Below are 12,269 nucleotides of genomic sequence, written 5' to 3'. Positions count from 1 at the left end.
GGCGCTAGCCTTCGGACCACGCCGCCGTCGGGACGGCGCCACCCGCGACGAAGGAACACGCCGTGAGCCAGCCTCCGTACCAGCCGTACCCGGGCGGCGACGCCCAGCAGCCCCCGCAGGCCCCGGGCCCGTACGGGCAGGGCCAGCCCGCCTACGGGCAGCCGGCCGCCCCCGGTCCGTACGGCGCGCAGGCGCCGTACGGTCAGGGCCAGCCGGCGTACGGCCAGCCCGCGCAGCCCGAGCAGCACCAGCCGGCCTACGGGCAGATGGCGCCGCAGGCTCCCCCCGCGGCGCCGTACCCGCCGCAGGGCCAGCAGCCCTACGGGACGCCCTACCCGCCGCAGGGTCAGCCGCCGTACGGCGCGCCCTACGGCCAGCCCGGCTACGGCGCGTACGCGCCCGTCGGCCCGCAGCCGATGACGTGGCGCACGATCCTCGCGTACGTGTTCAGCCCGATCGCGGTGTTCTTCCTGCCGATCGTGTTCGGTGTGCTCGCGATCGTCTTCTCGGCGATCGCGGCCCGCCGGAACGAGAAGACGGCGAAGATCGCGCTCGCGGTCGCGATCGCGTGCACCGCGGTGGGCTTCGTCCTGGGCGCGATCAGCGGGTACCAGGCGGCCAGCCAGTACTTCTGACGGTCACCCGGGCGGGCCGATCAGGTTGCCTGCCCGGGTCAGGGGACCGGGTCAGCGCGCGCGGCGAGCCACGACCAGGTGGCGGGTCGAGTGCGCCACGAACGGGGTGGACGTCGTCCCGTCGTCGCGCGCGCCCACCCGCACCCGCGCGTCGAGGTCCTCGAGCACGCCGCGGTAGCGGTCGACGGTGAAGTCCGGGACCCACCACACGCACTTGCGCAGCAGCCAGACGACGGCGCCCACGTCGTGGAGCTCCATGCGGCACGTCGCCGTGCGGAGATCGACGACGTCGAGACCCGCGGTGCGTGCCTGCCGAGCTTCGTCCTGCGGGTCCCGGCCGCGGCGGGCCGCGGGCTGCGGGCCGAGGAACGCCTCGATGAGCTCGAACGCCGAGCCCGGGCCCACGTGCTGCCCGAGGTACGTGCCGCCCGGGCGCAGCACGCGGTGGACCTCGGGCCACGCGGGCGCGACGGGGTGGCGCGCGGTGACCAGGCCGAACGATCCGGCGTCGACCGGGAGCACGCCGTCGACCGGGACGACGACGCGCCCTCCCCACGGCGCGAGGAGCGAGCGGGCGCGCGCGGCGTTGGGCGCCCACCCCTCCGAGGCGACGAGCGTCGTCGGGGTCGCGTCGCCGCGGTCGGCGGCGGCCGCCAGCGCCTCGGCCAGGACCTCCCCGCCGCCGGTGTCGAGGTCGAGCGCCGCGTCCGTCCGCCCGAGGTGCTGCGACAGGAGCGTCACGAAGCGCCACGGCGGGCGCTCCTCGGTGGCACGGCCGTCGAGCCAGCCGAACCCCCAGCCGGTGACGTCCGCCTGCTCGGCCTCGGTGATCAGCTCGTCGAAGGGTCGCACGGGCCCACCCTCACAGACGGGACCGGTCGGCGCCCGCCCTTTTCAGCCGCAGTCGACCCCGGCGTACGGCGTCTCGACGACGACCGGGCCGTCGTCGCCCGCGACCGTCAGCGTGGCGGCGCCCGCCTCGACCGACGCGGCCCGTGTGCTGAACGCCTGGTAGGCGTTGCGGCCCGGCTGGACGTCGGCGAACGAACGCTCGCCCGTGGCCGCGCCGAGGGTGAGGTCCACGGCGTCCTCCCCGACGTTGAGCGCGCGCACGGCGACGTGCGCCGTGCCCGCCAGGCACCGCGCGTCGACCTCGACGTGGACGGGCGGGAGCTCGCGGACCCGCACGTCGCGGTAGGTGACGACGTCGGGCGCGGACCCGTGCGCCTGGAGACCGACGTACCCGACGAGGCCGCGGCTGCTCGAGTCCGGGTCGAGCGGGCGGTCGGGGAACGGGACGCCGGGCAGGTTCTCGTACTCGTTGATGACGACCCCGTCCCGGATCACCGTGTAGTGCTGCCCGACGACGCGCACCTCCAGCTCGTTCCACGTGCCCTTCGCGGTGGGGCGCGCGCGGTCGAGCCCGATGTCGGCGAACCCGTAGACGGACCCGGTCTTGCGGGGGTCGTTCGACCCGCCCTCGGGGGAGTCGTTCACCTGGATCTCGTGCCCGCAGTTGACGGCGATCCACGAGAGGTTGCCCGTCTCGTTGCCGTTGAACGTCGTCGGGCACCCCTCGACGGGACCGGACAGGTCCGGGAACCGGACCTGCACGCCGCTGTTGGCGCGTGCGTCCCCGGGCGCGTCGTCGCGGAACTGCACGACGAGCGAGAAGTCCCCGTACTGCCGGACCGGGTACCAGAGCGTCCCGAACCCGCCGCCCGCACCCGCCCGGGAGCGGATCGTGCCGTCGTCGAGCAGGTCGAACCCGCCGTCGCCCGCGTACTCCCAGGCCTCGAACGACTCCGCGGTGCCGTCGAAGATCACGTCGTACCCGTCGTCGGGCGCCGCGGCCCGGGGCACCGCTGCCACGGCCGTCGAGGCCTCGGGCGCCGGGGTCTCCGGTGCCGCCGGCACGACCGCCGCGGCCGGCGCGGCGAGCGCGACCCCGACGGCGAGCGCGGCCGCCCCGGCGAGGCGGGCGCGGTGCGCCCGGCGGAGGACGGGGGGACGGGTGGTGCTCGACATCGGAACTCCCTCGTTCGACGCGTGTCCCTCCACCCTCGCACGGATGCCGGGCGCTCTCCACGGCACGGGGAGCGAGCGCGCGCCCGGGGCCGCGCGGCGCCCCCGCACCCGCGTGCGCGCGTCGGGCGCGGTGGGAGAATCGACCGGTGGCCGGAGCCGAGGAGCGAGTGCTGGAGTCCGCACGGGTCGCGGCGACGCTGCGCGACGAGATCCTGGACGGGGCGCGACGCCCGGGTTCCCGGCTGGTCGAGCGGGATCTCGCGGCCGACTTCGGCGTGAGCCGCATCCCCGTGCGCGACGCGCTCAAGGCGCTCGAGGGGGAGGGGCTCGTGGTGCTGCGCCCGCACACCTGGGCCGTGGTCCGGGAGTTCTCCGACGCGGACCTCGCCGACCTCGACGAGGTCCGGGAGGTGCTGGAACCGCTGGCGTTCCGCCTCGCGGCCGAGCGGCACGGCCCGGAGGGGCTGGACCGGCTGCGGAGCGCGCTCGCGAGCGAGCTGGAGGGCGCGCGCACGGCCGACAGCGTCGGGTCGCGTCGGTCCGCGGCCGACTTCCACGAGATCGTGACCGACCTCGCCGACAACCAGCTCCTGCGGGACATGATGCAGGGCATCCGCAGCCGTGTGCGCTGGGCGTTGTCGCAGCACGACGACCTCGCGCACGTCACCGAGGAGCACGCGGAGCTCTTCGAGGCGGTCGCGTCGCGCGACGGCGAGCGTGCCGCCGCCCTGGCCGAGGCGCACGTCGACAGCAGCCGTCGTCAGCGCTCCGCGCACGTCGCAGCGCTGCGCTCGGGGGACTGAGCCGGTCGCTCGTCGCGGACCTCGGCGTGCGTCGCGGGCCGGGATCAGACGGGTCCGGCGGTCCCCTCGTGCGACGTCGCCGGGCGGGCCGGGATCTCCACCGCCTTCTCCCACGACCCGACCAGCCGGCCGTCGCTCGTCTCGAGCCGGAACGGCGCGAGCGGGAGGTTGCCGGCCCGGCGCCGCGCGCGGAGCACGTCGATCGCGTCCTCGTCGCTGTCCGCGCCGAACGGCTCCCCGCGGCGTGCGCCCGTGGCGGTGACCACGCGGTAGCTGGTCATGCTGTCGTCGTCGTGGTGGACCTCGTCGGCGAGCGCGGCGACCTCCTTGGCGACCTCGAGGTTCGGCAGCGCGACCCAGGTGCGTTCGGGGCCGTCGAGCGTCCAGGTGTCGGCGTCGTCGCGCCGGATCACGTACTCGCGCGACGCGTTGCGGGCACGCCAGGTCGCGTCGTCTACGGCAGTCCAGGTGAGCATGTTCATGAGCGCTGGTGCGGGTCGGACGGCGGTCCGGTCTCTCGTCGGTCGAGCGGTAGTTCCCCCTGTCCGTCGTCCGGTGACCCACCGGCAGCGTACGCTGCCCGCCCCACGGGCGTGTCCACCCTGGGGAGGAGATCACCCGCCGGTCACGTCACACGGCGGCGGGACGCGTCAGGAACCGAGCGGGGTGACGGGCGCCCGCCAGTCCGTGCCGACCGGGATGTTCTTCACGGGGACCGCCAGCGCGTCCCCGCCGTCGAGCCACGGCATCCCCGGTGCGAGAGTGCCGAACCCCGGGCGACCTTGCGGCGGCCCGAAGCTGGGGAGGTACGCGCCGTAGATCGCCAAGGTCTCCTGGATCGGCCGGTAGCAGCCGGTCCCGGTCCTCGGGTCGTACGCCTGGACCGTGCCGAGCGCGCGCAGTCCCGTGGCGTCGGAGCGCCACACCGGGGCGCCGGCGTCGCCGGGGCCGGTGCGCATGTCCGTGCACAGCAGCGCCGCCCCGCGGAACATGACGGCACCGGTGATCCGGCCCTCGGTCCAGCCGGTCCCGATCCCCATCTTTCCCACGAGCATCCCGAGCGGTTGCGCCGCGGACGCGGTCCATCCCACGACGCGCCCGTCGCCCGGCGTCCTCCCGGTGAGCGGGTCACGGACGATCTGGTACGCGTCGTCGCCCGGGATCTCGCGCACGAGCGCGTTCCCGTCCGGGTAGTTCTGGGAGAACGTCCAGCCGTAGAGGCGGTCGCTGCCTCGCACCGAGGAGTAGATCACCGAGCAGGCCCGCGGACCGAGGAGGAACGTCCCGCTGTCCCCGGCGACCGCCCAGCCGCCGGTGCAGGCTCCTTCGTAGCCGCCGGACGCCGTCCCCCCGTTGTTGAAGATCATGGGGTCACCTGGCCGGAAGACGTAGCCCCCGGGCTGCGGGGACGTGGCCCCGGGACGTGCGGCGTCCCCGTCCAGAGCCCCGGTCACGGCACCGACGTCCCCTGGGTGCGCGGCGGCGGGGCTCAGGCCGAGGGCCAGGGCGCAGACCGCGCCGAGCACCACGCTCAGTCGTCTCCTCATGGACCGATCCTCGCGTCGCGACGGCCCGCGCGCCAGGGGTGGCCCGCACCCGCGCACCGGTGGGGACGGCGGAGCGGGGCCCAGCACGACCGCGAGCGTGACTCCGCTACCCTGCACGAGCCGCCCGCGACGAGAGGACCCGTCCGATGTCTCACCCCACCGACCCGAACGAATCGGTCGACGACCACACCGTCATGCGGCCGCCGCGGCGGTACGGGGACGACGGCGGGGCGGGCCCCGGCGGGCAGGCGCCCCCGCCGCCGGGCTACGGGTACCCCCACGCGCAGGTGCCGTACGGCACCGACCCCTACGGCACGGGCGGTCGCCGGGGGCCCGGTCAGCTCGGCGACCCCCACGCGACGCTCCCGCCCGCGGAGACCGGGGCGACCTGGCCGCCCGCGGGTACCGCGCCCGGCTACGCGCCGCCCCCGCCGCCCGGCACGTACCAGGGCCCCCCGCCTCCTCCCGGCCCGTCCGGCACCCCGACCGCTCCGTACCCGACCCCGTCGGGCCCCGCCTACGGCGCGCCGGACGACGCGACGGTCGTGCCGGGGCCGCCGGTCCCGCCGTCGGACCCCTACGGCTTCTCCCCGTACGCGACGCCGCCCGGGCGCGGCTCGCGGAAGTGGCTCGTGCCCGTCCTCGCCGGCGTGGGCGCGTTCGTCCTCGTCGCGGGCGGCCTCGGCGTGTGGCTGGCCGTGCGCGACGACGCCCCGCCCGCCCCGGAGCCGACCACCGCGGAGCAGGCCCCCGCGACGGACGCCCCGGAGGAGCCGGAGGCGACGGACGAGCCCGAGGCGACCGAGGAGCCGGTGGACACCGACGTCACCGACGACGACCCGTGGCTCGAGCAGCAGTACCGCGCGGGGGCGGAGATGGACCCGGAGTCGGGCCCTGCGCTCGCGCCCATGTCGTGGGACTACTTCTCCGACAACGACTACCTCGTCAACGAGGACCGCATCGCGCTCGTGGCGCGGCGCGACTTCGCGTGCGACGACCTCCCTGCGATCCCCGCGATCGAGGCGCTCGCGGGCTCGTGCCAGGCCGGGTTCGAGGCGCGCGTCGTGTCCGACGACGGCCCGACCCTCGCGCTCGACCTGGTCCTGGTGGACGTCGGGTCGGAGGAGGAGGCCGAGCGCGTGGCCGCCGCCTTCAACGACGCACCGCAGGGCGACCCCCTCGCCGACACCACGGGACCTGCGCACCCGACCCTCGCCGCCGCGGTGCCGCAGCCGGGGTTCCAGGGCTCGTACGCGCTGCTCGACGACGGGAACTCGCCGGGGGTCATGCTCAACACCGGGACCGTCGTCATGCTGTACCGGCTCGGCATCGACGACGGGCTGGAGCGCGACCAGATCCTGCCGGTCGCGCAGGCCGTCGGGTTCGTCATCACGGACCACGAGCTCGCCAAGTCGTTCGGCGAGAAGAAGTGGCTGGACACGAAGGCAGGCTGAGCGGTCGACGGCCGGGCTGGGTACCCTGGGGGCGGTGATGGATCCCGCCGGGGCGTAGCCGCCCGAACCGCCGCCAGGGCTGATGGTTCCTGTCTCGTCGCGCGTCGGCGGGCAGGGTGCTGCCCGCGGGAAGAGGTCCGCATGAGAGCCAGACCCGTGCCGCAGCCCGCGCTCGACCGCATGGTCCCGTTCGCCGGGCACCCCGTGGTCGTGGGCGTCGTGCCGGGCGGCGACCCGCTGGTCGTCCGGACGGCCGCGGCCTGGGCGGTGGCTGCCGGGTCCCGCGTCGTCGCCGCGTACGCCGACACCTCCCGCCACGTGGTCGAGGAGCACCCCGACGGCTCGGTGACGCACGCGCCGCTCGACCCGGACTCCGCCGACGACTCCTGGCAGGGCGTCGAGGCGCGGTTGCGGGCCGAGGTGGGGGAGGGGGTGCAGGGCCTCCCGGGCGACGGCGCGGTGGAGTGGGACCTGCGCTACCTCGCGGGCCGCCCCGACCGCGCGCTGACGCACCTCGCGCGGGCGGTCGACGCCGCGGTGATCGTCGTGGGGACGCGTGCCCCCGGGTCGACGGCGCACCTGCGCGAGCTCGTCGAGGGGTCCGTCGCGGCGCACCTCGCCCACCACCAGCACCGGCCGGTGCTCACGGTCCCGCTCGCGGTCGTGGACTGGAAGGAGCTCCGCACGCCGTGGGAGAGGTGAGACGACGGACCCCGCTCCTCGCGCTCGCGGGCCTCGTCGCGCTGGGCGGAGCCGTCGGCACGACGGCGCGCGCGCTCCTCGAGCAGGCGTTCGCCCCCGGGCCCGGGTCGTGGCCGTGGACGACGTTCTGGATCAACCTCGTGGGGTCGTCCGTGCTCGGCGCGCTCCTCGAGACGCTGCTGCGCTCGGGGCCGGACGCCGGCTGGCGGCGGGGCGTCCGGCTCGGCTGCGGGACGGGCGTGCTGGGCGGGTTCACGACGTACTCGACGTTCGTCGTCGAGGCCGAGCGGCTCGCGAGCGGGGGGCACGCCGCCCTCGGCGCCGCGTACGCGCTGGGGAGCGTGGCGCTCGGCGTCGCGGCAGCGGTGGGCGGGGTCGCGCTCGCCGCGGCGGTCCGACGCCGCCTCGTCGCCCGGGGCGGTGGGGCGCGGTGACGGGTGTCCCGGAGCTGGTGCTCGTCGCCGTCGCGGGCGGGCTCGGCGCGGCGTCCCGGTTCCTGCTCGACACCCTCGTGGCGCGGCACAACCGCTGGTCGACGCCGCTGGGGACGGTCGTCGTGAACGTCACCGCGTGCTTCCTGCTGGGGCTGCTCACGGGCTGGGGCGGGACGCACCCGGGGCACGGCGACGTCGCGGCGGTGCTCGGGGTCGGGTTCCTGGGCGGCTACTCGACGTTCTCGACGGCGTCGGTCGAGGGCGCACGCCTCCTGCTCGCGGGCCGCGGCGTCGTCGCGCTGGTGCACGCGCTCGGGATGCTCGTCGTGTGCCTCGCGGCGGCGGTGGCGGGGATCGCGCTCGGGGGAGTGTGAGCGGGTGACCCCCACCGTCTGCGCAACCGAAGGGTTGCGTTCAGTCGGACAGTGTGCAACTCTGAAGTTGCAGATGTGCCCGTTTCCCTCCCACGGAGAGGTTGCACCATGACCAGCATCAACGAGCCGGCCGTCGTCGACACCGAGGCGTACACCGTCTCCCGCACCGTGACGATCGAGGCCACGCCCGAGCGCGTCTGGGCGGCGCTCACGCAGGAGGACCTCATCAGCGGCTGGTTCGGCCAGCGGACCGAGCTGCGCGACCTGCGCGTCGGCGGCGAGGGCGTGTTCAGCTGGCCCGACGTCCCCGACGTCCAGGTGCGGATCGAGGAGTACGACCCCACGACGACGTTCGCGTTCCGCTGGGGGACCCCGGTCGGGCAGGTCATGGACGAGACCAGCTCGACCGTCGCGCGCTTCACGCTCGAGCCGCAGGGGTCGTCGACCGTCCTGCGCGTCGTCGAGACCGGGTTCGACCTCGTCACGGACACCGCAGAGCGGATCGAGAGCCACCAGCAGGGCTGGACGAGCGAGCTCGACGAGCTCGTCGCGCTCCTCGAGGGGGCGCTCGCGGTCGACGGAGGTCGCGCGTGAGCGCACCCGCCACGGAGCTCGCGCCCGTGTTCTCGGCCCTCGCGGACGACACCCGGTGGCGGATCCTGCAGGAGCTCGGCAGCGCGGACCTCTCGGCGTCCGCGCTCGCCGAGCGCCTGCCGGTGAGCCGCCAGGCCATCGCGAAGCACCTCGCCGTGCTCGCGGAGGTCGGGCTCGTCGAGTCCGTGCGGGTGGGCCGCGAGGTCCGCTACCGCGCGGTCGGCGCCCGGCTGGAGGAGACCGCCCGCGCGCTCGAGGCCATCGGCGCGGCCTGGGACCGCCGGCTCGCGGCGATCAAGCGCATCGCGGAGTCCTAGCTGTCGTCGGTCAGGAGCCGGGGGCCGGGACCGGGTGCGCCTCGAGCGCCGTCGCGACGGCGTGCAGGTTGTGCGCCATGAGGCGGCCCGTCTCCCGGGCCCACTCGTGGCCGTGGCCGGTCTGCACGTAGTCCGGGCCGGGGCCGGGGCCCTGGTTCCAGTAGGTCCAGGCCTGGCCGGGGATCGTGTACCCGATGTCGCCGAGCGCACCGCTGACCTCCGAGATGACGTGGTGCGCGCCGTCCTCGTTGCCCGTCACCACGACGCCCGCCACCCGGTTGTAGGCGACCGGCGTGCCGTCGGGACCTTCCTCGGAGAGCATCGCGTCCATGCGCTCGAGCATGCGCTGGGCGACCGACGACGGGCGGCCGAGCCACGTCGGCGTGAGCCGCTCGTGCACGCGCGGCCACTCGTCGCCCTCGCCGGCGTCGGTGACGACGCCCGGCAGGACGTCGAGGTCGACGAGCCGGACGTGCTCGACCTCGACGCCGCGGTCCTGCAGCGCCTCGGCGACCACCCGCCCGAGCGCCTCGGTGTTGGACGGTTCCGGGGACTTCTTGAGCGTGCAGCTCACGAACAGCGCCTTCATGGGTCCTCCCGTGTCGCCGGACGGGGCGACGGGTCCTTCGTGCGTCCGCCCGGACGGCCGACGGCGGGTGGCTTCACCGTCCCGTCCAGCGTCACGGGGCCACGGCCCGCTCGCAACGCGCCGAGCGCTGCTGCATCCCCGGCCGAGCGCTGCACGCGGAGGTGCCTCTCCCGACCGGACGTGCCCCTCCGGCCGGCCGTCGCGCCCGACGTCAGGGCAGTGCGGCGTCGTCCTGCCTGTACCCGGGCGCGAGGCGGACCTCGCCGCGCCCGACGGAGGCGACGTCGTCCCACGGCACGAGGAACGTGCCGCGGTGCCGGTGGCGGACGAGCTGCGGGACCGGCCACGGCGCGGTGACGCCCGTGCGCTCGTACCCGAGGAACGACGCGCCCGTCCGCGGGCTCACGAGGACCCCGACGACGCGCGCCCGACCGACACGGTCCCGCCGCCGGACGCTCGCGCTCAGCGCCCGGTCCTCGGGGTGCGCGTCGTCGGGGTCGCCGTCGGACGGGGCGTCGTCGGGCAGCCTGTCGAGCGCGAGCCGGACGTCCACGAGGAAGCCGAGGTCCTCGCCGTCGGGCCCGACGACGCGCGCGTCGAGCAGGTCGCCGAGGATCACGACCCCTCCTCGGGATCGTGGCGTCCGCCCGGGACGCGGCCGACGACGTGCTCGCGCAGCCAGTCCTCGGTCCAGTGCAGGTCGAGCGAGTCCGCGCGGACGGTGAGCTCGATCGCCGTCCCCACGTGCCCGACGTCGGACCACGGCACGCGTTCCCAGCGCGACGCGGGCGGTCGGCCGCCGAGGAGGCGCGTCACGAGCACCGGTCCGGTGAGGATCGCGCCGACCTCCGCCGGCTCGCCGGGCACGACGTCGCGCGGGCCGTCGTCCGCGCCGGTGCCGTCCGGGCCGCTCACGGCGACGAGCTCGAGGTCGTCGACGGTCGTGACCGGCTCGCCGTCGACGTCGAGCACCTGGCGGCTGAGCAGGTGCAGGCGCGCGTCCACGACGCGCACCCCCGTCGGCGTGGAGGCGTCCCGGCTCATGACCCCGCTCCCGTCGCGATCATCAGGGGTATCGCCGCGACGGCCGCGACGACCACGATCACCAGGTACACCATGCCCAGCGCGTTGGTCGCGCGCCCGTTGACGTGCTCGCCCATGTACTCCGGGTCGTTCGCGACGAGGAGGATCGGCACGTACGTGAGGGGCAGCGCGACGGCCGAGAACACGACCGACATCTCGGTGACGGCGACCGGGTCGACGCTCGTCATGAGGATCGCGACGGCCAGCAGGAGCGCGACCACCATCGTCACGTGGAAGCGCGCGGCGCGCGCCGGGCGGCGGAACTTGCCCCACGACCAGCCGAGGTGCTGCGCAAGCGTGTAGCCGCTCGACAGCGCGGTCTCGAGCGCGGCGCCGAACGTCGCCGCGACGATCCCGACGATCACGACCGCGAGCAGCAGGGTCCCGCCGGCCTCCGCCACGGGCAGCACGATCTGCGACAGCGACGACACCTCGATCCCCGCCGACAGCAGCACCACCGCCGCGCACGCGGCGATCGCGACGGACAGCAGCCCGCCGAGCGGGAACCCGACGAGCACGTTGACCCGGTTCTGCGCGAGGTCCTTCGCGGTCCACCCCTCCTCGACGGCGCCCGACGAGAAGAAGAACACCTCGTACGGCGTCATCGCGGCGCCGAACAGCGCGACCGCGTAGTACCAGTACGTCGCGACGTGCTCCGTCGCGGGCGGCGACGGCGGCACGGCCTGGCGCAGCAGCTCGCCCCAGTCCGGGCCCAGCAGGAAGAGCGCGACCCCGAACCCCACGAGCAGCAGCCCGAGCAGTCCCGCGACGTTCTCCATGACCTGGAACTTCACGCGCCACAGCACGAGCCAGACGGCGAGCGCCGCCACCGGGATCCACAGTCGCGGCTCGACGCTGCTCGCGAGGTGCAGCGCGAGCGCGATGCCGCCCACCTCCGCCGTGAGCGTGAGCAGGTTGATCGCGAACGACGCCGCGAGGTTCGCGCCCGCCGCGCGGGGGCCGAGGCGCTCGCGGATGATCTCGAACGTCGCGCGCCCGCTCACGGCCGCCACGCGCCCGGACATCGACGCGAACAGGCAGATGCCGACGACGCCGACGACCACGACCCACACCAGCGACAGCCCGAAGCGCGACCCGACGACGGCGTTCGTCACCAGGTCCCCGATGTCGACGAAGCCGCCGATCGCCGTGAGGATGCCGAGCGCGACGCCGAGGAGCTGCTTCACGCGCCACCCGCCAGGGCCAGCGCCGTGTCCACGTCGTCGGCGGCGCGGGCGAGGTCGGCCTCGAGCTCGGACGCCGTGAGCGGGACGGCGCCCGCCTCCGACAGGTCGCCGCCCGCCTCGCGCGCGACCCACGCGCGCGCCGCGACCACCTCGCGCGTCGCGTCCGCGACGGCCACGAGACCGGCGTCGCGCTGCGCGGACGAGACGTCGTCGGGCGGGACGAGGGTCGTGAGCGCCGTGGTGGACTCCTCGAGCACGCGCACCTGGTCCAGCACCGCGGCGTCCGCGACGGGCGTGGTGACGCGGTCGGCGTCGAGCAGGCGCACGGTGAGCCGCGTCGTCTCGACCGCCGACCCGGCCTGGGCGAGCGCGTCGGCCACGGCGGCCGTCGCCTGCCCGGGGTCCTGCCGGCTCACGGTGCAGCCCGTCGTCCCGAGCGCGAGCACGAGGCTCAGCAGAGCCCCGGCCCGGGCGGTGCGCGCGCGACGTCCCACGTCAGCGATGCTCCCGCCGGGGGAGGCC

17 protein-coding genes and 1 riboswitch are annotated in these 12,269 nt (G+C 75.6%); of the genes, 8 read left to right on the top strand and 9 right to left on the bottom strand.

Going from position 1 to position 12,269, the window contains the following annotated elements:
- The first annotated feature begins 62 nt into the window (after positions 1-62).
- A complete protein-coding gene (locus JOE63_RS01170; RefSeq protein ID WP_087470390.1) occupies positions 63-635 on the top strand; it encodes a hypothetical protein in 573 nt (190 codons plus the stop codon).
- Positions 636-686: 51 nt separating this feature from the next.
- On the opposite strand, the gene JOE63_RS01165 is transcribed toward JOE63_RS01170, so the two are convergent.
- The gene (locus JOE63_RS01165; protein WP_087470389.1) at positions 687-1,487 is read right to left on the bottom strand and encodes an SAM-dependent methyltransferase; all 801 of its coding nucleotides are present in this window, start codon (positions 1,485-1,487) and stop codon (positions 687-689) included.
- A 42-nt stretch (positions 1,488-1,529) separates the two neighbouring features.
- Entirely contained in the window at positions 1,530-2,663 is a 1,134-nt protein-coding gene (locus JOE63_RS20740) for a 3-keto-disaccharide hydrolase (protein ID WP_239576575.1), read from the bottom strand.
- Positions 2,664-2,809: 146 nt separating this feature from the next.
- Here JOE63_RS20740 and JOE63_RS01155 point away from each other — a divergent pair, with 146 nt between their 5' ends.
- Positions 2,810-3,466 carry a GntR family transcriptional regulator gene (locus JOE63_RS01155; protein WP_204538458.1) on the top strand — a complete coding sequence of 219 codons (657 nt, stop codon included), beginning with the start codon at positions 2,810-2,812 and terminating at the stop codon, positions 3,464-3,466.
- Between the two features lie 44 nt (positions 3,467-3,510).
- Here the strand turns inward: JOE63_RS01155 and JOE63_RS01150 are convergent, their stop codons facing one another.
- Positions 3,511-3,948 carry a hypothetical protein gene (locus JOE63_RS01150; RefSeq protein WP_087470387.1) on the bottom strand — a complete coding sequence of 146 codons (438 nt, stop codon included), beginning with the start codon at positions 3,946-3,948 and terminating at the stop codon, positions 3,511-3,513.
- A gap of 168 nt (positions 3,949-4,116) precedes the next feature.
- A complete protein-coding gene (locus JOE63_RS01145) occupies positions 4,117-5,013 on the bottom strand; it encodes a hypothetical protein (protein WP_204538454.1) in 897 nt (298 codons plus the stop codon).
- A 146-nt stretch (positions 5,014-5,159) separates the two neighbouring features.
- Here JOE63_RS01145 and JOE63_RS01140 point away from each other — a divergent pair, with 146 nt between their 5' ends.
- The 6 genes from JOE63_RS01140 to JOE63_RS01115 all read left to right on the top strand — a co-directional run bounded on the left by JOE63_RS01140 (position 5,160) and on the right by JOE63_RS01115 (position 8,888).
- On the top strand, positions 5,160-6,467 hold the full coding sequence (locus JOE63_RS01140) for a hypothetical protein (protein ID WP_087470385.1): 1,308 nt from the start codon (positions 5,160-5,162) through the stop codon (positions 6,465-6,467).
- A gap of 24 nt (positions 6,468-6,491) precedes the next feature.
- Positions 6,492-6,566, top strand: a riboswitch (Fluoride riboswitch).
- 42 nt (positions 6,567-6,608) lie between these two features.
- A complete protein-coding gene (locus tag JOE63_RS01135; protein ID WP_087470384.1) occupies positions 6,609-7,169 on the top strand; it encodes a universal stress protein in 561 nt (186 codons plus the stop codon).
- Positions 7,166-7,603: a FluC/FEX family fluoride channel gene (locus tag JOE63_RS01130; protein WP_204538452.1), complete on the top strand. Its 438-nt coding sequence runs from the start codon at positions 7,166-7,168 to the stop codon at positions 7,601-7,603. Before JOE63_RS01135 ends, JOE63_RS01130 begins: the two co-directional genes overlap by 4 nt.
- Positions 7,600-7,977 (top strand): fluoride efflux transporter FluC, encoded by a 378-nt coding sequence (locus JOE63_RS01125; protein ID WP_204538449.1) that lies wholly within the window; start codon positions 7,600-7,602, stop codon positions 7,975-7,977. Before JOE63_RS01130 ends, JOE63_RS01125 begins: the two co-directional genes overlap by 4 nt.
- Before the next feature lie 108 nt (positions 7,978-8,085).
- Positions 8,086-8,571: an SRPBCC domain-containing protein gene (locus tag JOE63_RS01120; protein WP_087470382.1), complete on the top strand. Its 486-nt coding sequence runs from the start codon at positions 8,086-8,088 to the stop codon at positions 8,569-8,571.
- Positions 8,568-8,888 (top strand): ArsR/SmtB family transcription factor, encoded by a 321-nt coding sequence (locus JOE63_RS01115; protein WP_087470381.1) that lies wholly within the window; start codon positions 8,568-8,570, stop codon positions 8,886-8,888. Before JOE63_RS01120 ends, JOE63_RS01115 begins: the two co-directional genes overlap by 4 nt.
- Before the next feature lie 10 nt (positions 8,889-8,898).
- Here the strand turns inward: JOE63_RS01115 and JOE63_RS01110 are convergent, their stop codons facing one another.
- The 5 genes from JOE63_RS01110 to JOE63_RS01090 form a co-directional block, all read right to left on the bottom strand.
- Positions 8,899-9,477, bottom strand: a complete 579-nt coding sequence (locus JOE63_RS01110; protein ID WP_204538446.1) for a flavodoxin family protein — start codon at positions 9,475-9,477, stop codon at positions 8,899-8,901.
- A gap of 211 nt (positions 9,478-9,688) precedes the next feature.
- The gene (locus JOE63_RS01105) at positions 9,689-10,096 is read right to left on the bottom strand and encodes a PRC-barrel domain containing protein (protein ID WP_204538443.1); all 408 of its coding nucleotides are present in this window, start codon (positions 10,094-10,096) and stop codon (positions 9,689-9,691) included.
- On the bottom strand, positions 10,093-10,521 hold the full coding sequence (locus JOE63_RS01100; protein WP_204538440.1) for a hypothetical protein: 429 nt from the start codon (positions 10,519-10,521) through the stop codon (positions 10,093-10,095). Before JOE63_RS01100 ends, JOE63_RS01105 begins: the two co-directional genes overlap by 4 nt.
- Complete coding sequence (locus JOE63_RS01095) at positions 10,518-11,747, bottom strand: NRAMP family divalent metal transporter (protein WP_204538437.1); 1,230 nt, start codon at positions 11,745-11,747, stop codon at positions 10,518-10,520. The genes JOE63_RS01100 and JOE63_RS01095 overlap by 4 nt, the downstream gene beginning before the upstream one ends.
- Positions 11,744-12,241 (bottom strand): hypothetical protein, encoded by a 498-nt coding sequence (locus JOE63_RS01090; RefSeq protein WP_204538434.1) that lies wholly within the window; start codon positions 12,239-12,241, stop codon positions 11,744-11,746. Before JOE63_RS01090 ends, JOE63_RS01095 begins: the two co-directional genes overlap by 4 nt.
- Positions 12,242-12,269: the final 28 nt, after the last annotated feature.

Source organism: Cellulosimicrobium cellulans (assembly GCF_016907755.1).
Classification (GTDB): domain Bacteria; phylum Actinomycetota; class Actinomycetes; order Actinomycetales; family Cellulomonadaceae; genus Cellulosimicrobium; species Cellulosimicrobium cellulans_D.
The sequence above is the reverse complement of the archived record's forward strand: the minus strand, read 5'-3'. Positions and strand labels throughout refer to the sequence as shown.

What these genes read in the sequence shown, in the direction of transcription:
- JOE63_RS01150 (WP_087470387.1), bottom strand. Translation starts at nt 3,948, where the DNA reads ATGAACATGCTCACCTGGACTGCCGTAGACGACGCGACCTGGCGTGCC.
- JOE63_RS01135 (WP_087470384.1), top strand. Translation starts at nt 6,609, where the DNA reads ATGAGAGCCAGACCCGTGCCGCAGCCCGCGCTCGACCGCATGGTCCCG.
- JOE63_RS20740 (WP_239576575.1), bottom strand. Translation starts at nt 2,663, where the DNA reads ATGTCGAGCACCACCCGTCCCCCCGTCCTCCGCCGGGCGCACCGCGCC.
- JOE63_RS01120 (WP_087470382.1), top strand. Translation starts at nt 8,086, where the DNA reads ATGACCAGCATCAACGAGCCGGCCGTCGTCGACACCGAGGCGTACACC.
- JOE63_RS01145 (WP_204538454.1), bottom strand. Translation starts at nt 5,013, where the DNA reads ATGAGGAGACGACTGAGCGTGGTGCTCGGCGCGGTCTGCGCCCTGGCC.
- JOE63_RS01100 (WP_204538440.1), bottom strand. Translation starts at nt 10,521, where the DNA reads ATGAGCCGGGACGCCTCCACGCCGACGGGGGTGCGCGTCGTGGACGCG.
- JOE63_RS01110 (WP_204538446.1), bottom strand. Translation starts at nt 9,477, where the DNA reads ATGAAGGCGCTGTTCGTGAGCTGCACGCTCAAGAAGTCCCCGGAACCG.
- JOE63_RS01140 (WP_087470385.1), top strand. Translation starts at nt 5,160, where the DNA reads ATGTCTCACCCCACCGACCCGAACGAATCGGTCGACGACCACACCGTC.